Source organism: Mesorhizobium sp. M0761 (genome assembly GCF_040320205.1).
Lineage (GTDB): Bacteria > Pseudomonadota > Alphaproteobacteria > Rhizobiales > Rhizobiaceae > Mesorhizobium.
Window position 1 is genome coordinate 132,784 of record NZ_JAMYPF010000004.1, and the last position, 25,434, is coordinate 158,217.

23 protein-coding genes and 1 pseudogene are annotated in these 25,434 nt (G+C 59.9%); 14 read left to right on the plus strand and 10 right to left on the minus strand.

Annotation, left to right across the window (positions count from 1 at the left end):
* Positions 1-17 precede the first annotated feature (17 nt).
* Positions 18-1,655: a methyl-accepting chemotaxis protein gene (locus NKI32_RS08255; protein ID WP_023689447.1), complete on the minus strand. Its 1,638-nt coding sequence runs from the start codon at positions 1,653-1,655 to the stop codon at positions 18-20.
* A 1,034-nt stretch (positions 1,656-2,689) separates the two neighbouring features.
* Here NKI32_RS08255 and nanR point away from each other — a divergent pair.
* From nanR to ligD, 13 genes and pseudogenes are all read left to right on the plus strand, one after another.
* Complete coding sequence (gene nanR, locus NKI32_RS08260; protein WP_023689446.1) at positions 2,690-3,397, plus strand: transcriptional regulator NanR; 708 nt, start codon at positions 2,690-2,692, stop codon at positions 3,395-3,397.
* Entirely contained in the window at positions 3,397-3,702 is a 306-nt protein-coding gene (locus NKI32_RS08265; protein WP_023742807.1) for a putative quinol monooxygenase, read from the plus strand. The genes nanR and NKI32_RS08265 overlap by 1 nt, the downstream gene beginning before the upstream one ends.
* 47 nt (positions 3,703-3,749) lie before the next feature.
* The gene (locus tag NKI32_RS08270) at positions 3,750-4,526 is read left to right on the plus strand and encodes an HpcH/HpaI aldolase family protein (protein ID WP_023726880.1); all 777 of its coding nucleotides are present in this window, start codon (positions 3,750-3,752) and stop codon (positions 4,524-4,526) included.
* A gap of 14 nt (positions 4,527-4,540) precedes the next feature.
* The gene (locus tag NKI32_RS08275; protein ID WP_352625271.1) at positions 4,541-5,593 is read left to right on the plus strand and encodes an NAD(P)-dependent oxidoreductase; all 1,053 of its coding nucleotides are present in this window, start codon (positions 4,541-4,543) and stop codon (positions 5,591-5,593) included.
* A gap of 120 nt (positions 5,594-5,713) precedes the next feature.
* Positions 5,714-7,369, plus strand: coding sequence for an extracellular solute-binding protein (locus NKI32_RS08280; RefSeq protein ID WP_352650121.1), 1,656 nt, complete (start codon positions 5,714-5,716; stop codon positions 7,367-7,369).
* 41 nt (positions 7,370-7,410) lie between these two features.
* Positions 7,411-8,397: a carbohydrate ABC transporter permease gene (locus tag NKI32_RS08285; RefSeq protein WP_353002493.1), complete on the plus strand. Its 987-nt coding sequence runs from the start codon at positions 7,411-7,413 to the stop codon at positions 8,395-8,397.
* A 41-nt stretch (positions 8,398-8,438) separates the two neighbouring features.
* Complete coding sequence (locus tag NKI32_RS08290) at positions 8,439-9,245, plus strand: carbohydrate ABC transporter permease (RefSeq protein ID WP_352625267.1); 807 nt, start codon at positions 8,439-8,441, stop codon at positions 9,243-9,245.
* Between the two features lie 11 nt (positions 9,246-9,256).
* Positions 9,257-10,351, plus strand: a complete 1,095-nt coding sequence (locus NKI32_RS08295; protein ID WP_352625265.1) for an ABC transporter ATP-binding protein — start codon at positions 9,257-9,259, stop codon at positions 10,349-10,351.
* A complete protein-coding gene (locus NKI32_RS08300) occupies positions 10,348-12,321 on the plus strand; it encodes a D-apionate lactonase family protein (protein ID WP_352625263.1) in 1,974 nt (657 codons plus the stop codon). The genes NKI32_RS08295 and NKI32_RS08300 overlap by 4 nt, the downstream gene beginning before the upstream one ends.
* 155 nt (positions 12,322-12,476) lie before the next feature.
* Positions 12,477-12,632, plus strand: a pseudogene (locus NKI32_RS31545) (DUF6894 family protein); the annotation flags it as partial.
* Positions 12,633-12,761: 129 nt separating this feature from the next.
* Positions 12,762-13,256 carry a YidB family protein gene (locus tag NKI32_RS08305; protein ID WP_352625261.1) on the plus strand — a complete coding sequence of 165 codons (495 nt, stop codon included), beginning with the start codon at positions 12,762-12,764 and terminating at the stop codon, positions 13,254-13,256.
* Between the two features lie 55 nt (positions 13,257-13,311).
* The gene (locus NKI32_RS08310) at positions 13,312-13,671 is read left to right on the plus strand and encodes a DUF4112 domain-containing protein (protein WP_032911339.1); all 360 of its coding nucleotides are present in this window, start codon (positions 13,312-13,314) and stop codon (positions 13,669-13,671) included.
* Between the two features lie 96 nt (positions 13,672-13,767).
* Positions 13,768-15,537 carry a DNA ligase D gene (ligD, locus tag NKI32_RS08315; protein WP_352625259.1) on the plus strand — a complete coding sequence of 590 codons (1,770 nt, stop codon included), beginning with the start codon at positions 13,768-13,770 and terminating at the stop codon, positions 15,535-15,537.
* A gap of 13 nt (positions 15,538-15,550) precedes the next feature.
* On the opposite strand, the gene NKI32_RS08320 is transcribed toward ligD, so the two are convergent.
* The 5 genes from NKI32_RS08320 to NKI32_RS08340 form a co-directional block, all read right to left on the minus strand.
* Positions 15,551-15,742: a DUF3606 domain-containing protein gene (locus NKI32_RS08320; protein ID WP_023715431.1), complete on the minus strand. Its 192-nt coding sequence runs from the start codon at positions 15,740-15,742 to the stop codon at positions 15,551-15,553.
* Positions 15,743-16,322: 580 nt separating this feature from the next.
* Positions 16,323-17,360 (minus strand): sensor histidine kinase, encoded by a 1,038-nt coding sequence (locus NKI32_RS08325; protein WP_353002494.1) that lies wholly within the window; start codon positions 17,358-17,360, stop codon positions 16,323-16,325.
* Positions 17,360-18,847, minus strand: coding sequence for an ATPase domain-containing protein (locus NKI32_RS08330; RefSeq protein WP_352625255.1), 1,488 nt, complete (start codon positions 18,845-18,847; stop codon positions 17,360-17,362). Before NKI32_RS08330 ends, NKI32_RS08325 begins: the two co-directional genes overlap by 1 nt.
* 170 nt (positions 18,848-19,017) lie before the next feature.
* Positions 19,018-19,221, minus strand: coding sequence for a CsbD family protein (locus NKI32_RS08335; protein WP_023682266.1), 204 nt, complete (start codon positions 19,219-19,221; stop codon positions 19,018-19,020).
* A 273-nt stretch (positions 19,222-19,494) separates the two neighbouring features.
* Positions 19,495-20,109 carry a CGNR zinc finger domain-containing protein gene (locus tag NKI32_RS08340; RefSeq protein WP_352650110.1) on the minus strand — a complete coding sequence of 205 codons (615 nt, stop codon included), beginning with the start codon at positions 20,107-20,109 and terminating at the stop codon, positions 19,495-19,497.
* Between the two features lie 137 nt (positions 20,110-20,246).
* On the opposite strand from NKI32_RS08340, the gene NKI32_RS08345 reads away from it, so the two are divergent.
* On the plus strand, positions 20,247-21,218 hold the full coding sequence (locus NKI32_RS08345) for a DMT family transporter (RefSeq protein ID WP_353002495.1): 972 nt from the start codon (positions 20,247-20,249) through the stop codon (positions 21,216-21,218).
* 276 nt (positions 21,219-21,494) lie between these two features.
* On the opposite strand, the gene NKI32_RS08350 is transcribed toward NKI32_RS08345, so the two are convergent.
* From NKI32_RS08350 to NKI32_RS08365, 4 genes are all read right to left on the minus strand, one after another.
* Positions 21,495-21,755, minus strand: a complete 261-nt coding sequence (locus tag NKI32_RS08350; RefSeq protein WP_353002496.1) for a hypothetical protein — start codon at positions 21,753-21,755, stop codon at positions 21,495-21,497.
* 159 nt (positions 21,756-21,914) lie between these two features.
* On the minus strand, positions 21,915-22,088 hold the full coding sequence (locus NKI32_RS08355; RefSeq protein ID WP_084014410.1) for a winged helix-turn-helix domain-containing protein: 174 nt from the start codon (positions 22,086-22,088) through the stop codon (positions 21,915-21,917).
* Between the two features lie 696 nt (positions 22,089-22,784).
* The gene (locus NKI32_RS08360) at positions 22,785-23,675 is read right to left on the minus strand and encodes an adenylate/guanylate cyclase domain-containing protein (protein ID WP_353002497.1); all 891 of its coding nucleotides are present in this window, start codon (positions 23,673-23,675) and stop codon (positions 22,785-22,787) included.
* Positions 23,676-24,091: 416 nt separating this feature from the next.
* On the minus strand, positions 24,092-25,120 hold the full coding sequence (locus NKI32_RS08365) for a LacI family DNA-binding transcriptional regulator (protein WP_023689433.1): 1,029 nt from the start codon (positions 25,118-25,120) through the stop codon (positions 24,092-24,094).
* Positions 25,121-25,434: the final 314 nt, after the last annotated feature.

Sequence of the window (25,434 nt, forward strand, 5' to 3'; positions counted from 1 at the left end):
CTCCTACTGCCGGCTCGCTATGCTCGTAGCTTGAACCTCGATATGCTACTTCGCATGCCGCCTGAGACTTGATTGAGCTCGTCGATCGCGAGCGTCGATTGCTGAAGGGACTCGACTGTTTGCTGAGCTGCCTCGCTTAGCTGGGTTAGCGTGTCGCTGATCTGCCCCGCGCCGGTCGCCTGTGCTTGCATGCCTTCATTGGCGACTTCGAAACGTGGCACCAGCCCCTGAACCTGCTGAATGATCTCGAAGAGTTGCCCGCCGACCTGCTGGATGTCCTGCATACCCCGACGGACCTGCTCGGAAAACTTGTCCATGCCCATCACCCCGGCCGCGACTGCCGACTGGATGTCCTTGACCATTTGCTCGATATCGTAGGTGGAGACAGCTGTCTGGTCCGCGAGCCTTCGGATTTCCGTCGCCACCACTGCAAAACCCCGGCCATATTGGCCTGCCTTCTCCGCCTCGATGGAAGCGTTGAGCGACAACAGGTTCGTCTGATCGGCCACTTTGGTGATGGTCGTCACCACCTGATTGATGCTGCCGGCTTTCTCGCTCAGGATCGCCAGTTTGGAATTGATCGCGCCAGCCGCTTCCATGACCTGCTGCATGGTTTCTTCCATACGGGTCAGCCCCGCTTGCCCCCCGCCAGCCACGGCAGCGGTTTGTTCGGCAACTGTGGAGACCTCGTTCATCGTGCGGACCAGTTCGTTTGATGTGGCGGAGATTTCCTTGGCTGTCGCTCGGATTTCTGTTGTGGTCGCTGCGATTTCAGTCGCAGTTGCCTGCTGTTGCTTGGAGGTGGCGGCGATCTCAGTTATCGACGTGCCGACCTGTATGCTGGACCTTTGAACCTGACCAATGAGGGTTGTGAGATCGTCCGCCATTGCGTTGAAGCCGTCGGCAAGCACGCTGAATTCGTCTCGGCGCCTCAGATCGAGCCGTTCGCTGAAGTCGCCTTGCCGCATCAATTGAACCGCGTCGACCAAACGGGTGAGCGGACCTGTAATGGCGCGAAACAGCTGGTAACCCAAAAGAAGGGCTAGCCCGAGGGCTATCAACAAGCCAACGCTCAAACCGACTTCGGCCGTTCTGACGATCGAGCTGATCCGCTGCGTCGCGCTGTTTGCCTCGCCTCTGTGATCCTCAACCATGGCCTGCAGAGCGGACTGCAATTTTACAAAGATCGGCTCTACTTCGTTCTTGATAGCTGGGCTTTCATTGGGAGTTTCACCTTTCGACAAGGCAGCCCGGCTTGTTTCCAGCACAGCAGTTTCAGCCAGACGGAATTGGTTGGCGAGTTGTTTGACGGCTGCATAATTCTGCTTGTCGATATCGGAGACGATCGTTGCCTCATAGTCGTCCATCGACCGCTGCACCTGGTTGCGATTGGTCGTGATCGCGTTTTCAACCGTGCTTCTGTCTGACGGGTTGTCCTGAAGGGCATATTCCTGAAGCAGACTATGGGCCGCCATCTGGCCCGTCATGATCTCGGTACTGTGATAAAGGTCCGGAAGGATGCCCTTCTCGACCTCAGTCGCCTCCTCCCCCGCCTGAAGAAACCAGGCGTACGCGATGAGGGCTATCACGGACATGACCACCAGAACGGCTGCGAAACTGACGAGGATGCGGTGGCGTATTGTCAGACTCTTCATGGAACCGGTTCACCAATGGGGGGCATCGTGGGCTGCGCGACAAGCGCTCGTTCCGACATATTCGAAAAGGTGCGTCGAAAAGCGGTAGTCTGATGCTGAATGGTTTCTTTTCCGTTCCATAGCTAATGATGGCGAGGCGGCTCGCCAATCGGCGCCGCCAGAAGCGGTGGTCAAAGGACGACTGCCGTCCACGCACATCAGCCCGAGATCGGCTGGATGGCACGCCGCGTCAGGAGGAGCGTGGACGAGCTGCTTGAGGCCACGAATTGAATGACTGCTTAGGCCAGGTCGAGGCAAGAAAGCCGACGTCCTGCTTGCTGCCCCTAAGCTGCCAGGCGGGAACGCGCCTCATATCAGCCGTCCAGCATGATCGTCGCACTGAAAGCGGATCGCCGAAACCACATGTCGCAAACTGGCCAGCGCGTAGATTGGCGCCGAGTACGGGTTCGACATGCGCAGGTGACGATAACTAAATGGCAAGCGCCCCCGCCTGAGGCCCCTCAGGACTAAAATGATCTTGAGACAGTTTCAAATGCGCATCCTCAAGCGGCGGCCGCCAACCGCACAAGGATGAGCACAACGTGACGAGCGCAGATGGAGCAGGCGTATTGCCAAAGGGGTCCAGCAGCGAGAGTTCGCGTTTTCCGCCTCGGCTGTGAACCCGCTTCCATTCGCTGATCTTGCTCAGGTCGAGGTCTACTTGCCATCGAGGGCTCATGTCCCAGCTCATAAGCAGGCGGTTGGGTAGGTCTCGGCCAGCACACGGCCCGGTGGCACTCCTGGGGTCCACACCGCAGGTTCAAACTGACCACCGACCCAGGGTTCGAAGACCGTTCCCGATCGGAACACCGAGCAGATTGTGCTCGCTCTCCCTCAAGTTACTGAAATCTTCGTGAAGACATTGAAGGCGTCGCAAAGGACGCCTCGACAACGACGGAGTCGCTTTAAGGGCCCGGCCACCGGATGCTTAGATCTCGTTGACAAGGGGTGCTATGGGATCATAACGTACCTGATTGGTATAACAGGTATGCCACATGATCGGAGTTCTGATCAAACAGCGGAAGCTTTCGGACGAGGTGGCAGCGCACCTCGAGCGGATGATCCGAGAGGGAGAGTTGGCCGAAGCCGACCGTCTCCCATCTGAACGGGAACTCATGCGGCAGTTCGGGGTAGGGCGGCCTTCCATCCGTGAGGCGCTGCTGCATCTGAGCAAAATGGGCCTTGTCGAGGTAAAATCGGGGGAGCGTGCCCGCGTCACTCGACCCACTCCTCAATTCGTGATCGACGCCCTTTCAGGGCCGGCTCGGCACATGATTTCGGCGCCGGGAGGGGTTCACGACTTCCAGAGCGCGCGGTTGTTTTTCGAGGTCGGCCTTGCCCGCAACGCCGCTGTGCATGCTACCCCGGAAGACATTGAGAGCCTCAAGGAGGCGCTCGAACTCAACCGTCAATCAATCGGCGACCTGGCGCGCTTCGAGCGCACGGACGTAGACTTCCATTACGTGCTGGCGGTAATCACCCGCAATCGGATCTTTACAGCTATTCACGCGGCGTTGGCTGAATGGTTGCTCGAACAGCGTCGCACCACATTGGCCAAGGGTGAAGACCGCAAGGCTTACCAGGCTCATCGCGAAATCTTCGAGGCCGTCGCCGCGCGCGATCCAGACGCGTCAGAGACGGCCATGCGCAGCCATCTCGAATATGTGGCCAAGCGGTATCTGCAACTTGCGAGGCCCAAGTGATGACCGGATTTGTCGTCTGGGTCGATTTCCGCCTGAGGCCTGGTGCCCGGGACAGGTTCCGAGAACTTGTCGACGCCAATGCAACCGCGTCGATGCGCACCGAGGCCGGCTGCCGCCGCTTTGACGTGACGGAGGCGCGTGGCGAACCGGATCGGGTCCTGCTCTATGAAATTTACGATAGCGAGGCCGCATTCGAGGACCATTGCCGCACCGCTCATTTCGACGAATTCAATACGCGGAGCGCGCCGCTCGTCGTGACCAAGTTGGTGACGACCTGCGACCTCGTTCTTGAGGCCACGCATTGAAGAGAACGTAGGCGGATTGCCCCATTGGGGCGAACGGGAGGAAGTGCATGTCAGAGCCAAGTCTCAGGGCGTTAGCTTCTCACAGGCGGGTCAAGCTCGGTACGCTCGTCGCCGAGTTCGCCACGCCGGGAATCGGTCACATCCTGAAGTCCGCTGGCTGCGATTTCGTCTTTTTCGACATGGAGCATTCGGGATTTAGCTTGGAGACGCTGAAGAGTGCGATTCGCTATTTCGAGGCGGCTGACCTGCCGGTCATGGTGCGTGTGCCATCGCAGGACTACCACTTCCTTGCCCGCGCCATGGATATGGGCGCCGAAGGCCTGATCGCGCCGATGGTGAGCAGCGTCGAACAGGCGCAGCACATCATCAATTCCATGAAGTACCACCCTGCCGGCGCCCGCGGCGTGGCGCTGCAGATCGCTCATGACCGCTACCGGCCAGGCTCGGTCGCTGATAAATTCGAGGCCGCCAACAAGCGCTCGACGTTCATCTGCCTGATCGAGACCGCCGACGGCGTCAAGAACATTGACGGCATCGCGGGACTGGACGGGGTCGATTGTCTGTGGGTCGGACATTTCGATCTGTCCGTCTCGCTCGGCATTCCTGGCGACTTCGCCCACCCCACTTTCACTGCTGCAATGGCCAAAATCGTTGCCGCCGCCAAGAAGCACAACAAATCGCTTGGACGCTTGGTGCCCAACGTCGCCCAGGGACACGAGTTCTACGCACAGGGCTTCGATTTCATTTGTTATTCAGGCGACGTTTGGGTCCTGCACGACGCGATCGCCGACGCGGTTTCCAAGATCCGGGCCGGGTGCCAATAGGAGCGGAGGAGACGATGGACAGCGTGAAATTCAGGGTGGCGCTTTCCGGTGATTTCCGCAGGCCGGACGGCTCGCCGACCTACCCAGATTTCGATCTGGAGCCGCTGCGCAATGCGACAGGTGTCGAGATGGTGTTCCTGGAGTCAAACAGTCCGCTTCGCGCCGACCAACTTGAGGATTTCGATGCGCTGATCCTCCTCGCCCATCGTTTCGATGCCACGAGTGTCCCCAGGAGCCGCCGCCTGGCCGTCATTGCCCGCTTCGGGGTCGGCTACGACACTGTCGACCTTGAGGCATGCACCGCAGCCGGTATTGCCTTGGTCATCACGCCCGATGGCGTGCGACGGCCCGTCGCCGTATCCGTCATCACCTTCATGCTGGCGCTGACCGGCAAGCTGCTGACAAAGGACGCGCTCACCCGCAAAGGGTCTGTTGGTTTTGAGAAGCGCTCCGAACATATGGGGGTCGGCCTCGTCGGGCGTACGCTTGGGTCGCTGGGCATCGGCAATATCGGTGCCGAGGTCTTCCGCTTGGCGAAGCCCTTTGACATGCAATTCATTGCCCATGACCCGTTTGCCGACACGAGGGTCGCTGCCGACCTGGGTGTCGAGCTGGTCGGGCTGGAGGATCTGTTTCGCCGCGCCGACGTGCTGTCGGTGAGTTGCCCCCTGTCGCCCCAGACCCACCACATCGTCAATGCCGAGCGGATCGCCCTGATGAAGCCGACAGCTTACCTGATCAACACCGCGCGCGGCCCGATCGTCGACCAGAAAGCGCTGACGCAAGCGCTGCAGGAGCGCCGCATCGCCGGCGCCGGTCTCGACGTGCTGGAACAAGAGCCTCCCGAGGCAGACGATGCGATCCTCAAACTCGACAATGTCATCCTGGCGCCGCACGCGCTTTGCTGGACCGACCAGTGCTTTGCCGGCAACGGTGCCGCCGACGTCAAAGCGGTAATGGAGGTGCAGCGTGGTCGCGAGCCGCGCGGCGTGGTCAATCGCGAGGTGCTTTCGAGCGAGCTATGGAAGACCAGGCTGTCTGGGCTCGCCGCCCGCTTTGGAACCTAGGAGGACACTGATTTTCGGCGCGCCGCCGCGGCCTCTTTGCGGCGACCTTACGGCAGGAAATGCTTGACCGCTGCGCCGGCGGACGAGTGAAGCAAAAGGAAAATGGGAGGACCAAGCACTATGAACGATCGTGAAAAACGTGACTTTCAGGCAGGTCTCGAAGCAGAGGTCGACGCCTTCATGCGCGGCGAAACCACCCGCCGAACTTTCATCACCCGCTTCGGTCAGATGACCGGCATGTTGGCCGTGTCCGGCCCGCTGCTGGGGATGATGACCGATTGGGCGCTGGCGCAGCAAACATTGGAATTGGCGGACGCCACGTCGCCGCTCGGCCAGGCGCAGGCCGCAGCCCTGAAAGCATCGAAGGAAGGGCCTGCGGACGGTTCCGCCTTTCGCGCGGCGGAGGCGGCCAAGGCGCATTCGGGCGTCACCCTCAACATGACCTACGAGGCTGGCCTGCAGGCACTCGACCCGCGCAATTTCAGTGGGCCGATGTGGGAGCAGCTTACCGGGATGAAGTCGAATGTCGTCGAGCTGTCGAACCCGGACCAGTACTCCAAGGCAGTCGCCGAGCACATCGCAGGCTCGGGTGCCTATGACGTCCTCGACATCTCGCCGGCCTGGACGCCGTCGCTTGCCGATGGCGGCGTCATCGCCCCTCTAGACGACTACATCGCCAAATACATGAATCCGGCAGACCTCGAGGACTATCATCCCCTGTACAAGGCGCTGCCGACCTACAAGGGCAAGATCTGGGGGTTCTTCGACGACGGCGACATGTTCGCTCTCTACTACCGCAAGGACATTTTCGAGGATCCTAAAATGGTGGAGGCTTACCAGGCGAAGTTCAACGCCAAGCTTGGACCGCCCAAGACATGGGAAGAATATGCCCAGATCGCCCAGTTCATCACCGACCAGATGGCGCCAAAGGTCTATGGCGCGGGACATTTCCGCAAGGCGGGCAGCCCCGGCAATCAGTTCGACTTTCTGCAGCAGTACCGGGCCAACGGCGGAAAACTCTTCGGCGACGACATGAAGGCAGGTTTGGTTTCGGATGCCGGCGTGAAGACGCTGACAAACATGCTCGCCGCAAACAAGGCCTCGATCCCCGGCAACAACGAACTCGACGCCGTCTCCTTGTGGGCGGCTTTCCTGACCGGCAAAGTCGCGATGATCTATTCCTGGCCTCCTAGCGGCCGTATGGCGGCGAACTATTCGCAGTCGGCCACGGCAATCAACTTCATTCCGCAGTCCCAGATCGCCGGCAAGGTCGGCTATGCCGTGGTTCCGGGAAATCCGGAACATGCCACCGGCTACAACAAGGCACTGTCGGCCGACTCGCCCAACCCTGAGGCGGCGTATCTGTTCATGCAGTGGGTATGCTCGCCACCCGTCTCGCTGGCACGTTGCATGCTGCCCTACGCTCTACGCGACCCGTACCGCATCTCGCACTTCAAGTCCGAGCTCTACGGCGCGCTCTTCCCGAGTGCCAAGGAGTACCTTGCCAACCTCAACAACTCGGCAAATGTCGGTCTGCTCGACCCGATCATGCCAGGCGCGCAGGACTACTTCTTGAGCATCGATCGCATGTGCACGGCGGTGTGGGCTGGTGCGGATCCGAAGGCGTCGCTTGAAACGGCGGCCGCCGAGTGGAACGAGACGACCGACCGACTGGGTGTGGATTCGCAGAAGGGCTTCTACACCGAGTTCTTGAAACTGCCTGGCGCCACCGCCGACAACACGGTGGAAAAACTTGGCATGGCGGTCACCCTCTGAGGGCAGGCGGACTTCTCTGGAGCAATCGGTGTTGCGGGCGCTTGGCTCGCAACACCTCCCCGCTAGCGGCGATTTTGGATAAGCCTATGCAGCCCACCGCCACGATCCGTCGTTTGAAGGCAGCCGGCGCACCGCCCCGGCTGTCTGCCTTTGCTCAATGGGCAGACCGTCATTTCAAGTGGCTGCTGGTCGGCCCCGCTGTGCTGCTGATATTGGCACTGTCGATCTATCCGCTTCTGTTCTCGCTGGTGGTATCCTTCATCAACTACGACTTCCAGGTGCCGGGCCACGCCTTTGTCGGATTGAAGAACTTCGAGCGGGTCGTGTTCGATCCCGTAGCACGTTGGTCCCTGTTGCTGACAGCATCGCTGTCGGGCATCAGCGTCGCTATAGAATTCGTTCTCGGCCTCTTGGTGGCGCTGACAATGGTGCGCAGCTTTCCGGGCCGCGGTGTGATCATGTCGATCCTGATCGTGCCGCTGTTCATCAGCCCGGTCATCGTCGGCCAAGCCTGGACGCTGCTTTTACAGCGGCCTTTCGGACCGACGAACTATATCCTGACGCAACTATTGGGGCAGGAGGTTACGATCGGCTGGATGACGGAGCGCCCGTGGCTCTACGTCTCGCTGATCATCGCCGATGTCTGGCAGTGGACGCCGTTCATGTTCGTCATCCTGCTCGCCGGGCTGACCGCAATCCCACCCAATCTCTATGAGGCGGCAGAACTCGACGGCGTCAACGCCTGGCAGGTTTTTTGGGCGATCACGCTCCCGCATCTCGGGCCGATGATGCTGCTGGCGCTGACCTTCCGTCTGCTCGACGCAATCCGTATGTTCGATACCATTTTCATCATGACAGGGGGTGGCCCGGGAACACAAACCTACACGGCCTCCTATTATCTTTATACCATCGGCTTCACACAGTTTCATCTGTCGCAGGCAACAGCAGGAAGTTGGCTGTTCCTGATCTTTACGGCGCTCATCGTGACGTTGCTGGTGCGTCGGCTCTTGAAGGTAGAACCGGTCTGATGGCCGCCCTCGCGCCCGCCCGCCCCAGGAAACGCCGGTCGTTGCCGATCGGCCGAATTGTGCTGCTGGGGTTCTTCCTGGTGTTCGTGCTGTGGCCGCTCTACTGGATGTTCAACACCTCCATCAAGCCCAGCGACGACTACCTCACCGTACCGCCTGTCTGGTTCCCCGCCGCTCCGACGCTTGTCCACTACAAAGCTGCGCTGTTCGCCTATCGTGGTCTCGACGGGCTCATCAACAGCCTGATTATTTCGCTTTCGGCCACGGTGCTTTCGGCGCTGCTCGGCACGCTGATGGCCTATAGCCTGGCGCGCTACGACACCGGCGGCAAGCATCTGTCTTTCTGGGTGCTGTCGCAGCGCTTTTTGCCGCCGATCGGGATCGTGCTGCCGGTGTTCCTGATCTATCGCCAGGTCGGGCTCTACGACACTCATGTCGGCCTGATCATCGCCTATACGGTCTTCACGCTGCCGGTGTCCGTTTGGATGATGTTTGCTTATTTCCGCGGCATGCCGAAGTCGATGGAGGAGGCGGCCCTCGTCGATGGCTGCACGAGATGGGAGGCGTTCTGGCGCGTTGCCGTGCCGCTCGCAGCACCAGGCATTGTCGCGGCGGCTGTCTTCGCCTTCATTGCATGCTGGACGGAGTTCTTCTTCGCTCTGATCTTGACCAGCCGAACTGCCTTTACGCTGCCAACGGTCTTCCGCGCCTTCATCGGCTTCCAGGGCGCGCAATATGGCGAAGCCGCGGCCCTTGCCATCGTCTCCCTTGTGCCGTCGATCGCCCTTGGAGTGCTTGCTCAACGACATCTTGTGCGCGGGCTGACGCTCGGCGCCGTTCGCGGATAGGAAGGGAAGGCATGGCCGAAGTCAGAATTACCGGCTTGCACAAGCGCTACGGCGCATTCCATGCCGTGCGCGGCATTGACCTCCACATCCGCGACGGCGAGTTCACGGTCCTGGTTGGGCCCTCCGGTTGCGGCAAGAGCACTCTGCTGAGGACCATCGCAGGACTGGAGGAGAGCTCACAAGGCACGATCGAGATTGGCGGCGAGGTGGTTAATGATTTCCGGCCGCGCGATCGCGACGTGGCAATGGTGTTTCAAGATTATGCGCTCTATCCGCATATGAGCGTGGCCAAGAACATTGGCTTTGGCCTCAAGGCTCGCAAGATGCCGAAGCCAGAGGTCGAGGTGCGCGTGGCCGAGGCGGCACGCATGCTTGGCATCACCCCCTTGCTGGGGCGTTTTCCGCGCCAATTATCCGGCGGCCAGCGCCAGCGCGTCGCCATCGGCCGCGCCATAGTCCGCAACCCCCGCATCTTTTTGTTCGACGAGCCGCTGTCCAACCTCGACGCACAGCTTCGCGACGAAATGCGCGGCGAAATCAAACGCCTTCACCAGGACATTGCGACAACGATGATCTACGTCACCCATGACCAGATCGAAGCGATGACGTTGGCTGACCGCATCGTGCTGATGCGCGACGGGTTGATAGAGCAGCAGGGCGCGCCACTCGAGTTGTTCGAGCACCCGGCCTCAACGTTCGTCGCTGGGTTCCTGGGTTCGCCGCGGATGAGCTTCCTGCCAGGTACCCTTGCCTTGGACGCAGGCGCCGCTGCCATCCGGCTCGCGGATGCACTGCTGCCTTTAGCGCGCGGCAGGGGGCTGAAGGGCGTCGCGGACGGACAGCAGGTGCTGCTCGGGTTGAGGCCAGAACACCTCACTCGTGCGCACACTGCAACGCCGGAGCAGGGCACGTTTCGCTATGAGGCAACGATCGACCTGCTGCAGCCGACCGGCTCGCGCAGTTACGCGACATTCCGACTGGCCGGCGCGCCGGTGATGGCTGAGCTGCAGGCGCACGATGTCAGCCGTCCGGGCGAGAAGCTTGCGATCGACATCAACATGAACCGGGCCTCGATCTTCGACGCCACGACGGAGCGCGCAATTTGACCTCGGCAGCTTCCCTGGCAGTCCGCTTGTGTGGCACCGAAGAGCTCGAGGCACCGCTGCGCACACTGCGCGCCGGATCCTTGTCGGTCGCGTTCGACAATGGGGCGTTGCGTTACATCCACGTCGGGACGATCGAGATCTTGCGCGGAATCTCGTTTCTTGTACGGGACGAAAACTGGGGAACATGTACCACCGTTCTCGATGATCTCCGGATCGACGAGAGGCCGGATGCGTTCGCCATTGCATACCGTGCAACATGTGCCGCAACATCCGGCCGCCTGATTTACCGGGCGCGCGTCTCAGGCAGTGGCGATGGTGCGCTGTCGTTTGTGGCGGAGGCAGAGCCCGAGACTGACGTTTTGACGAATCGGACCGGCTTCGTCGTCCTTCATCCGATCGAGGGCTTCGCCGGCAAGCCGATAAAGGTGCTGCATGAGGATGGTCACGACGAGCTATCGTTCTTTCCGGACCACATCGATCCAAAATGTCCGTTCACCGACATCCGGGCGTTGTCGCACGAGATCGCGCCTGGGATCTGGGCGACATGCACCATGGAGGGTGATGCCTTTGAGATGGAGGACCAACGCAATTGGTCTGACGCCTCGTATAAAACATATGTCCGCCCTCTGCGTCGCCCGTGGCCTTACAGACTGCCCAAGGGCCAGAAATTCACGCAGGCCGTCCGGCTTCACGTGTCAGGAACGCTCCCTGCCGGGACGTCTGAAAATCGCAATCCACTCATCAACCTGACGATCGGCGGACCGGTCGGCCGAGTGCCCCGCACTGGCGTCGGCGTCGCCGCCGACGAGGCAAAGCACGCGCTCGAAACCCCCGAGCTCCTACGACGAATGGCTCCTCAGTGGATGGTCTGCCAAGTCGATCTCCGGATCGCACACGGCCAGGACGAACTAGAAAGCTACGCCGCGCTCGCACGGCTGACCGGCGCTGGAGTGGTCCTCGAGATTATCACCAAGGGCACGCGCGATCCATTCGGCGAATTGGCGCCGGTCGCGGATGCTGTCCACTCACTCGGCCTCAAACTAGAAGCTGTCTCCGTCTTTCCGGCGCAGGACATGACATCCGTACAGCCGGGAGCACCGTGGCCGACTATGCCCAGCTTCCACGAAAGCTACTCCGCCGCTCGCCGGGCTTTCCCGGGCATCGCGCTGGGCGGCGGCATGGCCGCTTACTTCACCGAACTCAACCGCAAGCGTCCGCCAGCCGAAGCGCTCGACTACGTGACCTTCACCACCTGTCCAAGCGTGCACGCCGCAGATGATGTCTCGGTGATGGAGACACTTCAGGCAATCCCCCATCTAATCCGCTCCGCGCATGCTTTCATGGGGGAACGCTTGCCACTGCGTATCGGTCCCATCCAGCTCGGCTGCCGTGAGAACCCATACGGAAAATCCACTGCGCCGAATGAAGCGAACGCTCGCGTCTGTCTATCGCGCATTGATCCTCGTCAGCGCGGGCTGTTCAATGCGGCTTGGACTGTCGGATATTTCGCGGCCTGCGCTCGCGAAGGAATCGAGGCCGTCGCGTTCGGTGACTTCGCCGGCCCCTTTGGCCAAATCCATAGGAAGGCTGATTTCGTGCAGCCATGGTATGATCAGCAGGATGGCCCAACGGTCTATCCCGCTTTCCATGTCTTGGCTGGTCTCTCAAAGCTCGGCGGAGCCACCTTGCTGTCCGTAGGAACTTCCGGCGCTGACGGCGTCGCCACGATCGCGGCTGAAAAAGATCGCCGCGTGACCCTGTGGGTCGCTAACCTTACCGCCAAGACGCAATCTGTGCGGCTTTCGGATTTGCCGAGCAGCGCCCGCATTGCTCTTCTCGGCGCCGAGCAGTTCGAGCGGGCGGCAACCGATCCCGACTTCATGGAAAGTTCCGCAAGACCGCTGGATGATCAAAGCATCTCGCTTGGCGCCTACGCCGTCGCGCGAGTCGACCTCGATCGATCGTCTTAGGCCTAGCCGATGTTCGCTGTTTGGCCAAACCCCCGTCAAAGATGAGGGTGGTAGTTCCATACTCTAAGGCAGCGCGTGGAATCCATCTCGCTTATACGTTGTACTATCGCGACGGCGACCAGGCTCGCTAGGTTCCGCCTGCCGAGACGCCAAGTTTTGAGGCCGCTCGCGCCGAAGCGATCCGTTGCGTAATTGGCCTGTTGGCTGATCTGGGCGATGACGATATGACCGGATGGTTAGTGCGCATGCGCGATCAGGCAGGCAACGAGCTTTGCACGATCAACGTCTGCGAGGCCGAAGCCGCACCGTAAACGGAAACAAGCCGGTTAGGCAGCACCGCTCACGTCTGTGTCGATACGCCAGCCCTTATTCAATTAGATCGTCGCCAGTCGGAACTTTTGTGATGTTGAGCCCTTGTCCATTGAACAGTGGAGGTACCAATGGCTAACCTGGGAAAATTGGCGATCGCGATGCTCGGCGTCTTGGCATACCAAAATCGCGACAAGATCGGCGACATGATCCGTGGAGCGGGTGATCGCAACCCAAATGATCCGCAAGGCGGGATTCTGGATCAGCTTTCAAAAGGCGTTTCGGGGACCGCGCTTGGCGATATTCTCGACCGGTTCAGAGGGGCAGGCGCCGGATCGAAGGTCGATTCGTGGGTAGGCACCGGGCCGAACGAGCCGATCCAGCCGAGCGATGTGGAAGCAGCCATAGACGAAGACACCCTGACTTCCCTCTCGATGCAGACCGGCCTTTCGCGCGAGGAGCTCATAAGCCGGATCACGCGAGATTTGCCTGAGGCCGTCAGCAAAATGACGCCTACTGGTGAATTGCCCGTTGAGGCGCCGAAAAGCTCCGGTGAGACGACCTTGCTCGACGACGTGCCATCGCACAGGACGCAAGCGAATTCAGGCGGTCAAAGCGATATCTAAGGTGACGGCTATCCATCAGGGAGAGATACCAAATCGTACTGGCGCGCGAGTTGGCATGATCGGGCAGGGCGGTCACGGTGGTGATACAGCAAACGTACTTGCCGAGTTGGATCTATTGGCCGCGCTACTCGATTCCCGCTGGCGCATTCCAGGCACATCAATTCGTTTTGGACTGGATGCGCTCGTAGGTCTGGTCCCCGTACTCGGAGATGCGGCGACGGGCATTGTCTCGGCCTACATCGTCTTGCGAGCTCGAAACGTCGGTGCCGGAAATGGGTTGGTCGCCCGCATGCTAGGCAACGTGCTGCTGGATACGCTCGTAGGAAGTGTCCCAATTCTCGGCTCGATCTTCGACGTCTATTTTAAGGCGAACAATCGCAACATCACTCTGCTGCGCCGCCACATCAACAAGTGAGGCGGATAACCAATCGTCGCGATGCAATTCTTCTAAAAGGCTCGGAACCGACAGGGGCGCTGGGGCTTGAGTCGCGATTCCTGGAGTCGCGAGCATATGACCAGTGCCATTGACCGGCTTTCGTTCATCGAGTTCCAATCGCCCACACTGGTCGAGAAAGCTCCCGAAGGCGGAGATTGGCTTCACGAGATCAAATATGACGGCTACAGGACGCAGCTGGTCGTTGAAGGCGGAAAGGCGCGAGCATTCACGCGTCGCGGCTACGATTGGTCCCACCGTTACAAGAGGATTGTTCAGGCCGCGGCAAGCCTGCCGGTCAAATCCGCTATCATCGATGGTGAAGCTGTCGTCCTGGGCGACACCGGCCTGCCGGACTATCAAGCCCTGGAACGTGAGCTGGGCAACCCAAGTTCGCTGCGGATGACTCTCTACGCTTTCGACCTCCTGTACCTCGATGGCCGTGATCTACGGGAACAACCGTTAGTGAAGCGCAAGGCTGCGCTGAAGAAGCTGCTGACCGAAACCGAGCCAACCCTGACTTATGCCGAGCATCTGGAGGTGAACGGCAAGGATATGCTCGACCATGCCTGCCGGATGGGCATAGAGGGAATCGTATCGAAGCGAGCGGATGCTCACTACCGCTCGGGCGTCCAGACCAGTTGGGTCAAGGTCAAATGTGTCAAGAGCGACACTTTTCCAATCGTGGCTTTCGTCGAGAAACTTGGCGCGCAGCCGCGCCGCATCGCATCGTTGTACATCGGCAGGCGAGAGGGCGACCGGCTGCTTTATGCCGGGAAGGCCCAGACCGGCTATACGCTGGACGCAGCCCGGCGCGTTAGGGAGCGGCTTAATCCGCTTGTTGTCGCCAAGTCACCGCTGTCGGAGCCGATCAAGAAGCCCAAGGCGACATGGGTCAAACCAGACGTTCTTGCCGAGGTACAATTCAGTGGCGTGTCTGACCGCGGCATCTTGCGGGAGGCGGTCTTCAAGGGACTACGCGAGGATCTTAAGGCAATCCCGCCCAAGCCTCCATCGCCCTCCAAGCGGAGGTCGGAAGGACAACACGGCGTCCCGCGCGAGAACATTCTCCAGCTGCTACCCGATGCGGTTGCACCTTCCAAGGAAGAGCTGGCAGACTATTGGCGGCGGGTCGCTGATCAAGTTCTAGTTCATCTGGTTCGGCGACCGCTGAAGCTGGTCCGCCACGCCTCTGGCGCAACCTTCTATCACAAGGGACCGCTACCTCGGATACCGGCGTCCGTGCACCAGCTCCGCGTTCAAAAGCGCGAAGGCGGCGAAGGCATTCGGGTATGGATAGATGACATGGATGGTCTGCTTGGCTTGGTCGAGATGGATGCCGTTGAGCTTCATCCTTGGAACGCGACGATTGAAGACATCGAACATGCGGACCGGCTCGTCCTCGACCTCGATCCCGGAGAAGGCGTGCCATGGGACGCTGTGATCGAGGCCACGCTGGCGCTACGGGGCATCTTGGAAGCGGCAGGCTTGGAGAGCTGGCCAAAGGTCACTGGCGGCAAAGGCATCCACTTGATGGCCCCGCTCGTTGCGAAGATGACCCATGACAGCGCCCGGAAACTGGCCAAGTCGCTCGCCCACCGTCTGGTTGATACCGATCCTGACCGATACCTGTTGTCAGCTGACCCCGCAGCCCGAGGAGGCCGGATCTTTCTCGACTATCTCCGCAACGGACGGGGCAATACCGCAATAGGCGCTTTTTCCCCGCGAGCGCGGCCCGGCTTCCCAATTGCCCACCCGGTCACATGGAAGCAAGTCGAGGCGGGCATCCGGCCAGACGTTTTCACGCTCGCGCAGCCTTTCAGACCCGCTCGTCGAAAAGCCGCGTGATGCGTCGCGACCATCAGCCGATATCAGCCCGTTTTCTTGCCTCGCGTTCGAGCCTCTTCCGGTCGTTGCCGTGTTCTCTGATTAGCTCGCGGACCTGTTCTGGCGTGATACGATGCTGTTTGGCGAAATAGCGAACCTCATAATCTTCATCGACTGATACACGATTGCGATCTCGAAAATCACGCTTGCTCTTATCGTCTGCCATTATCTTTCCTCCTGATCAGAGAAACAACGACCGACGTTGTATGTTCCCGGCGCCTCACTTCGGCCGCCAGAGGCGCGGGCTGTCTGACCGTACTGGGGCCGCAGGCATTGCGAAGGTGATCTGGCGAAAGTTGGTTGGCCAAAGGCGAGGGTGATTTCGTTTGCTGTTCGGGATAGCTGACCGTCGATCGAGCCTGCCTGCGGGCCTCTTGGTTTTTTACGACGCCAGTCGGAACCCCGACGGGTCGCAGATGATTCAGATGCGCATCCGGGCTATCAACGAGGATCGTGATCAAAATGGCGGGGGGTGACCACGAAGGCGACAAAGCTGCGCTCCGGGAGCCCAAAGTTTCGTCTAGGACGCATGACCCGGGTCACAGCGCCGCGGCACGAGTTCGACTTCATCACCAAGGTCGGCCGCATAGACCACGCCGGAGCTCTCGCAATGTTGCAGAGGCATATGGGAGATATAGAGGCGGTCTTTTTCGGAACTGATGTTTTGGCTAAAGCGCTAGACCAGCCTGCCGAGTGACGCTCAGTTAATGCCGATCGCGGTGCCCAGCCTGCCTCTCCGTTGCCGCTCAGTAGGCCGGCACAAGGCGCGTGTTTTGCAACGGCAAGGCCATGGTGAACTGCAAGCCGTCACGATGGTAGTTCAATTCGATCTTGGCGTTGCATTGCACGGTCACGACTTTTTCCAGAAGTGTCGTGCCAAACCCGCGGCGACTGGGCTGCTCGACTTTCGGCCCATCTCGTTCCCGCCAGTCAAGATTGACGATCTGTGTGTCGCCGGACCCGCCTAACGACCAGCGGACATCAAGGCGGCCTCCCGTTTGCGAAAGCGCGCCAAACTTCGACGAATTGGAGGCCAGTTCGTGGAAAGCCATCCCAACGGGGATCGCAATGTCGGCGACTAGCGCTACGTTCGGGCCTTCCAGAACGATACGCGGCCTGTCGCGCGTCTCATAGTGGTCAAGCTCGCTTTCGATCAGCTTGTGCAGGGAGGCAGTCTGCCAATAATCGTCGGTAAGCATCGAATGGGTCTCGGCCAGGGAAACGAGCCTTGCTGAAAAATCGCGTACGAAATCGTCGATGTTGCCGCTCGACCTGGCCGTCGCGCCCATCATGGCGCGAACGTTGGCCAGCGTGTTCTTGACGCGGTGATGCAGCTCGCGGATGAGCAATTTCTGCCGATCGGCGACCTCCCGCTTCTGTTCGATGTAGGACTGGACCTCACGCTGGCGGGCGCGGGCACGCAAGGCGGAGCGCACCGAGTTGGCGAGGCTCGAAGCCAGAAATGGCCGTTCAAGCACGATCAGATAGCGGTCCAGAAATGCCATCCGCGTGTCGACTTCGTTCCCCCGCATCGTCAGAAGCACGATCGGAAAATCCGACCATGCGGGTTGGGCTTCAAGCCAGGCCGCAAACTGCGTTCGATCGGAACTGAGCAGGGCCTCCTCGGCCACGACAAGGCACTGAGCCTCGTCGAGAAGCGGCACTGCCTCTTCCAAGCTGCCGCACACACGCGAGGCAATCTGGTTTGTAGCCAGGATGGAGGCCGCGATCCTCGCGTCACGGCCAAGCGGCGCCAGCACGAGAACGGCGGGGCTGGACGACATCACAGCGCCTTATCCCTCAGAAGGTCTGTCGGCTTGCCTTCAAATTCCGGAGATCCCATCAGGATGCCGCGGAATTGTTCCAGTGGCTCACCTACGGCCACGCCGTTACCGCCGATTTTAAACTCACGAATCGTCTCTTCGTGGGGGCCGACACGTTTCTTGACAACCGAAATCGCGCGTCTCAACTGACCTGCGTTCTCGAAGAAGCGCAGAAGCATGATGGAATCGCAGAGATAGGTCATGTCGACCGGCGCTGCCGTTTGCCCAAACAGCCCGTGATTGGCCAACAGCAGGATCGTCGCCACTGCCTTCTGATTGAGATAGGTGAGGATCTCGTGCATCTGAAGCACCAGATGTTGTTCTTCGGACATGGCATTGAGATAGCCAGTTAGGCTGTCGATCACGACGATCCGCACATTGGATTCTTCGACGGCCGCTTGGATGCGCGAAGACAATTCGCCTGGTGAAAGCTCAGCCGGATTGACAGATTCAAGCATCAGCGTGCCGTCCTCGGCAAACGGCTCCAGGTGCATGCCGAGCCCGGCGGCGCGCGCCAAGAAAATGCGCCTTGTCTCGTCAAACAACAGCACCAGCACACGCTCGCCACGCTCGAGTGCGGCATAGCAATAGGTGCAGGCAATGGTAGACTTGCCAACGCCAGACGGCCCCATCAGCATCGTGCTGGTACCACGGGCCAGCCCGCCGCCAAGCAGGGTGTCGATCCGGTTGTTGCTCATGGCCGGCGTATCATGCTCGGCCACCTCATGCTCGGCTGCAACGAGCCTCGGATAGGCGATAACGCCGCCTGGGCGAATTACGAAATCGTGAAAGCCGCCCCGGATCTGCACGCCACGCATTTTGATCACGCGTAGCCGCCGGCGCTCTCCACCATAGACGGGCGACAGCTGCTCCATCCGTATGACGCCGTGACTGATCGAATGCAAATTGAGGTCATCCTGCTCAGCGGTCAGGTCGTCGAGCATAAGCACCGTCACATTGTTGAGCATGAAGAAGCTCTTCAATGCCAACACCTGGCGCCGATACCGCAATGACCCTTGCGATAAAAGTCGAATTTCAGAGAGCGAATCGAACACCACGCGATCGGGTCTGACGCGTCCGATCTCGGCCATGGCAGACTGCACGGTTTCGCCGAGTTCCAATTCCGAGGAATGGATCAATGTCTGTAGCTGCGCCGGATCGAAACTGAGCTCTGGCGGCACAAGTTCAAGAATTTGCACCCCCTTCAGGTCCCAGCCGTGACGGCCAGCAACCGAGAGCAGTTCGCGCTTGCTTTCTGACAAAGTGATGTAAAGGCATGTCTCGCCTTTCTTGGCGCCCTCGATCAAAAACTGGAGGCCAAGAGTGGTTTTTCCAGAACCTGGTTTCCCTTCGATAAGATGGGAGCGGTTCCTGGCGTAGCCGCCACGAAGAATGTAGTCGAGCCCACTAACTCCAGTTGCGATCGCTGAGGCGTCGTCTCTGTCCAACTAATCCCCCAATGTAATTTCGAGAACCAGATAACGACGGGCACCTTTGGCGGTTCCACGTCTCTCGGTGAGCGCTATTGTCGTGAGACGAAAAGGCGACAGGAAGCGCGGCAAAAAAGGGCGCCGTACCTCTCGGAGCCCTTTTTCAAGTTCAGTTTGGAACCGGCGACCTACCAGCCTTGCCGGCCGTACCAGTCATCGATGTCGCGCTGAGCGCGGTCCTTCTCAATGCCGTAGCGCTCCTGAATCTTGCCTTCCAACTGATCGCGGTTACCGGCAATACGGTCCAGATCATCGTCTGTGAGTTTGCCCCACTGTTCCTTGACCTTGCCCTTTACCTGCTTCCAATTGCCTTCGACACGGTTCCAGTCCATGGCACCTATCCTTGTTTGTTTCGGACTGAGAAAAACGCCGTAACGCTACCGGAGTTCCCGTCAAGTTTGAGCAGATCGACCGATCGAAGCGTGGCGAGGTAGGCGGCCCCGAAGCAACCCGCTCTGGAACGCGATGATGGCTTGCCGCGCCGGCTGTGTTCTCCACAGTCTTGGCCACAGTCGCTCGCGAGACCAGCTTCGTTGGACAAACAGCGACAGGGATAACGTGAAGCCAACTATGCTGCGTTGGTCATCCAAGCCTGGCGTCAGATACTAATTCTTGCTGTTGGGAGCCATGTTCCCTGCGGTTTTTGCCCTGAAGCGCCTTACCCGGCTGCGTGTGCCGCAGCTCTCATCCGAGCACCACCGCCTGCGCCCGCCACGCGAGGTGTCGATGAAAAGCCAACCGCAGTTCGGCCCGGTGCACTCGCGCACGCGGCGGCGGTCATTCCTGGACACCAAAAACTCGGCTGTCTCAAAGGCCACGCGGTGGCCGATCGTGTTCAGACTGGCTGCGTCGGTCCACTGCCAAGCGAGGCGGTCGCCGGACGGGAAAAGCGAGCGCTTCGGCAGGGCTAGGGCGACTGCATCGCGCACGATTTGCAAGGCATCGTCCGGCACCCGGGCGCCTGCCGCCTCGGCCTGGAGAGCCGCGTAAACGGCCTCGCGCAAAATCTTGGCCTTTTCCAATGCCGCCTCCGCAAGGAGCGGGCGGGCGGAAGCCTCCGCGAGCAGTGCTCGCGCCTCATCGACGTCGATCAAATCGGCACGTCCAGCCCAGACGACCAGGTCGGCATAGGTCTGCAAGAGGTCTGGCCCCCATACATCGCGTCGCGCGTCGACCGTGTTGACGAAGTCCAGGCAGGCGTGACCGCCAACCATGCGCATGTCGACGATAGTCTTCGCACAATCCATCCCCGGAAACATCGGTTGGCGGAACCGTATTGGCAAGAGGCCGTTGTAACGAAATAAACGTCTTTTGGCCGTTACGACGAACCAACAACGCCCAGCGAAGGCTGCTTCCGATGAACCGCAACACAGCGACATTTTTGGTTTTATGTGTGATCTGGGGCACCACGTGGATCGGTATCAAGGCAGGGATCGCCACCGTGCCGCCTCTGATGTTCGCAGGCACGCGTTTTACAGTAGCCGGCTTGCTGATCCTCAGTGCGACGCGCCTAAGGGGCGCTGCTCTACCACGGGTGGCGAAAAGGAGTTGGCCGCGCCTTTTCGTTGTTACGTTGTTCATGATTCCGATTTGCTATGGCCCACTCTTTTGGGGCATGCTCTACATCGATACGGGCACCGCGGCTGTTCTTGAGCTTTCGCTGACCCCCGTCACGCTGCTTGGGTTTGCGTTGCTTCTGGGGGACGAACGCTATGACGGCCGCAGGCTCTTTGCGATTTTGCTCGGTGCGGCCGGTCTGTGCGTCCTGTTCGGGCCCGAAGCCTATGCTAGTTGGACACACGCAGACCAGCAGGGCAGGGGGCTCCGGCTGCTGGCGATGACAGCGGTGGCGTCGGCAGCTGTAATCTATGCATGGGGTTCGGTGCTCGCGCGGCCGCTTCTTGAGGTATATTCATCGGACTTCATCGCCGGCTTCACCACCCTTTTCGGGGGCGCATTCCTAATTCTCATCTCACTCGTTGTGGAGCCAGGCGCGGCCGCGGCTCTGAAAGGCGATTGGGGCTGGCCGGCCTGGGCCGGGTGGCTGTTCCTCGTGCTGTTTGGTTCGTTCATAGGCTACACACTCTTTATCCGGCTCCTGCACGAAATCGGCGCCTCGCGCGCCGGAGCATTTGCCTTCGTCTCACCCGTGATTGCCGTCGTGCTTGGCATCATCACCTACGGCGAGGAGGTTAGCCTGATCGACATCATCGGCATGGCTATCATGCTCTTCGCAGCGTTTCTTGCGCTACGCGAGCGCAAACAGGAAACATCATCCGCTTCCCCGCCGTTGATTCCACGCTCCGCGCGGGCCGATGGCAGAATATGAAAGACGGCGCGCGCATCCAGCCGCCAATCAGCCTTGAGATGGAAAAGCACAAGGTTCGCGTCTATGCGAAAAGAGGGCTTTCCCGGCAGCGTATCCCGCCTACCACCGGCGGCGAGGAAAGCTCCAGCTCATATGACAACACTAGTCGGCGAGGGATTTTGCCGAGTTGCTGTCAAGATTGCAGGCGGGATTTGATGGAAAAATCGCGAGGCTGCAATCAGCGACTTATTCGTTCCGATCGCGATGCAGGCTATCCGCCAACGCGTCGACAAAGTGTCAGCCGCATCGCTTCAGTTCCGCCACCTGAACGCCGAGACGGAATGCCTGACCATCGGCATAAGAACGTGCATAGCTTTCTGCTTCGAACGGAAACGTCAGGGTGCTGCCGTAGGCGGTGACGCGGACCGTCCACTTCTTGTCGCGAACGAGTTCGACCGAATTGTCGGGCGACGTCATGATTTCCTCCGGCACCAGCAAGGCGAAGGCACGGATAGCGTCGCAAAGGTTGTTTGAATGCAAACAATCCGACATGCTCATGTCGCTTGTTCTATACGCCCAGACTTTCTCTCGATTAGAGCAGCGCCACGGCTGCAATGTCGGTGGCGTTAAGTCCCCTAGCTGCCAAGACCTTTCCCATCGCGTTGGTCCCCTTGCGGCGTCACGCAGCGACCTTTCTGAACCCAACCGCCGAGATTGTCAGCCCGCAGTGTCCCGAGAGAATAGCCGGCAAGCCGCACGGTGCGAATGGCAACTCTGCGACGACTGCTTCAACAACTTTCGCGACTGGCTCATGTGAACGTCGACCACCTGGGCGCTCACACTGGCTTTCTGCGACCAGCCAGCTGCGATGAATTCATCACGGCTGATCACCTTTCAGGATTCTCGAGCCATGTGGCGCAGCAACTTGAACTCGATCGGCCCAAGAGGAATTTTCCCCGGTGCTGCAAACACGGTGGTATCGAGCTCCATCTCGACGTCGCGATATGTCAGTGGTCTGCGCTTCTGCGCCAATTTCGTGACGGTAGCCCAATCGCGAGCCTTCGCAGGTGGTCGAGGAGCTATTGCGGCGCAAATGGTCTGATGAAGCGTTCGTCGACCCGGGCTGCAACAGCCTGTGCTGACCTTCAGCGCCTGGGGATATCAAGGCGACACAGGGCAGGGAATTGGTCCGGGCATCCCGCTTCAGCCGGCCGCTCCCGTCGCCAGCTCATTGTCTGGCCGACAGTCCAGCACAATTCCCACGCACCGGCCTTTTCGCGGCAAGACCTAGCGCGTCATCGATCGAGCGGGCCAGCTTGCTGCCGAAACCATCCACCTGCAGAATGTGGCCTCGGAGCAGGTAGAACTCCGCATCCTGCGAGGGGGATGCACCGGCCGCGGCTCCGTCGAACTCAGCGAGGGAAACGGAAGTCAGCTCTTCGCAGTTCAACTTCGAGAGCAGACGTTCCTGGATTGGCCTTGGCACATTTGTGAACGGTCGATTCCAATGGCTGTCAAAGAGTACGGCGCGACATTGAGGCGCCAGCGAACCAGCTCGAAACCGGTCGAGCTAGTATCCGGGCCGGGTCAATCCGAGACAATTTCGTAGTGAAGAAGCTGGGCTTCGTCGAGTGCCGACTTCACTCCAGGCGAGATGGCGCCGGAGCCGAAGAGGATAATATCTTCACGGCGTACGAATACTTCATGGCCCAGTCCCATGGACACAAACGTGCCCGAAGAGCTTCGTTCGAGAAGCCGAGCTCTGCCATTCAATATGGTGAAGGCGGCGTGGCGCCTCGATACCCAGGGCCGCTCGACGATGATGTCGCATTCCGCCGATCTGCCGATTGTCACGGATTCGCCGTTTCGACAGGATCGCAGCTGATCTCTGTAGCGGATGACCAGATGAATCTGCCGCGGCAGGACCGAGCGTCTATCTGTAGTGGCGCCATGGCTGGTGATCTGCGTACCGGGGGCCCCATCGTCGCTCCACAGGGTATAGACATCGAAGAACTCTTGCTTCCCCTTCAATGCCATTTTGTCGAGGAGCCGCAGGCCCTTGCGGCTTCTCGGGGAAAGGGCTTCGCAGAAGCTCTGGCTGATCAGCACCTCTCCGGGGTTCGCCGTGGTGGACAACCTTGCTGTGACATTGACAACGTCACCGAATATCGCGCCCCGCGCGCGAATGACCGCCCCGAAATGCAATCCGATACGGGCGCTTAACGGACCTTTAGTCAGTTGGTGGCTGATTTGGCAGACGGCCCTCAGCGCCATTTCCGGGCTCTCGAAGAGGCTGAGTATGTCATCGCCCTTCGAGTAAATGAAATCACCACCGTGCTTGGCGACGATCTCGCGCATCGTGTCCAGGCAATCCGAGACCTGCTGTAGAGCGGCATCGTCTCCGATCCGCTCATAGAGTGGCGTGCTGCCCACGACATCAGCTAAGAGGACTGCGGCAAGAAGCGTTTCCTGGTCCATCGATCTCGTGTCCGACCCAAAAACTCAGCGTGCGTGTATAACACACGAGGTTGCCTGCGACATATCTGCTCGTGCGCCTGGGGCCGGGGCGATGCTTCAGGTGATCGTCGCGGACGGTCGGGCGTATGCCATTCGTCGGCTTCGTGCCGGCATCCAGAACCCTCTTCGCCCCAATCGTTCGCGACTTCGGTGCTATGAGTGGACTTGGTCTTTTTAGGTTCGGAAAGGCTGACCGAGTTGCAACGGGCGACGGCCTTCTCATGCACCATCAACCACGACCCGATCTCGGCCCTCCGACTTCGCACGGAATAGTGCCAGATCGGCGGCTTTGACGAGATCATTCGGGCTCTCGTTCGTATTTGGGACCGGTGGCGACGCCAACGCTGTGCTTTGCGATAAGATCACGGATCCATTGATCAGATTTCAGGTATATTCTCTTTGAAGATCACCTGAAGTCGTGGTTGATGCGGTTCATAGTTCAGGTGCCTGACAGAGTGGCTTAAAATGTTGAGCGCTTCCCGCGCCTCGACGCGCGGATTTTGATCTATGACCGCATCGAGCGTCCCATCCAACAAAAGTTCCTTGGTGCCGTCTGTCACCTCGTGGCCGAGAAAGAGAATGTCTTTGGCGCGTCCACGCTCCTTGAGCGCCCGAGCGATGCCGGTGTTGCCGGCGCCGACATTGTAGATCGCGGCAAGATCGGGGTGCCGGTCCAGAAGCGCTGATGCTTCTGAATAAGCCTTCTCTCGGTCATCCAGCATTTCGCGCATCTCGACGATCTTGAGATTGGGCGACTCCTCGGTCAAGATGTGCCGGAATCCCATCTCGCGTTCCTCATGGCCGCGATAGGACAGCGAGCCGGCAAACAGCGCCACCTTGCTTGGGCGTTCCGATCCCATGAAGCGGTTGAGCAGATAGCCGGCCAGCCGCCCCGCGGCGCGGTTGTCGATGCCGATATAGGCCACTCTCGGAACATGCAGGATGTCGGAGGCGATGGTCACCACCTTGACGTCATTGGCTGACAGCGAGCGGATCGCCTCGCGCACCGTTGGATGATCCAGCGCGATCACGCCGACGCCTTGTGTCTGTCCACGCAATTCTTGCAGCAGGCGGGCGAGCCGGTCGGGGTTGAAGCCCTCTATGGTGGCGATGTGGACGTCGAGATCGGGGCGCGCTAGGGCCTGCGCCTCGATGTGTCGATGCAGCATCTTGATGAAGGAATTGGTGCCGGCCGGCAGAGCGAAGTCGAGACGGATGACCTCTCCAGGTGAGGGCCTGGGCGGCGCTCCGTTCGGGCCCTCCGCGATGTAGCCGAGGCGATGCGCCATTTCGAGCACTATCTCACGCGTGCGCGCCCGCACACCGGGCCTGTTGTTCAGCACGCGGTCGACGGTGGCGGCGGAAACGCCGGCTTCCCGGGCTATGTCAGTCAAGGTGGAACGCACCGTCTTCATCTCCTCAATGCGTCAGATCGCACAATGCCGCTAGCCCGTCCGACGGCCACAGCTGCCAGCCATCAGCGATTCTGATGGGAAATGATGTATCGAGCCTTAGCCGATGCGCAAGGAGGTTGGGCTAAATCGCGTCGCCCGGCGTGATAGTCGCGTGCCAGATAGGCAGATTTCCCATCATCGAGGCATTGAGCCCGTGTGTCGACCTTTGCATGACGTATTTTCTCCGCGGTTGCGGTGTTACGATGTATTTTGAGTATTTATGATGTTGACAGCCTTCCGGTGCTGCCGTCAATATCCCTCAATGG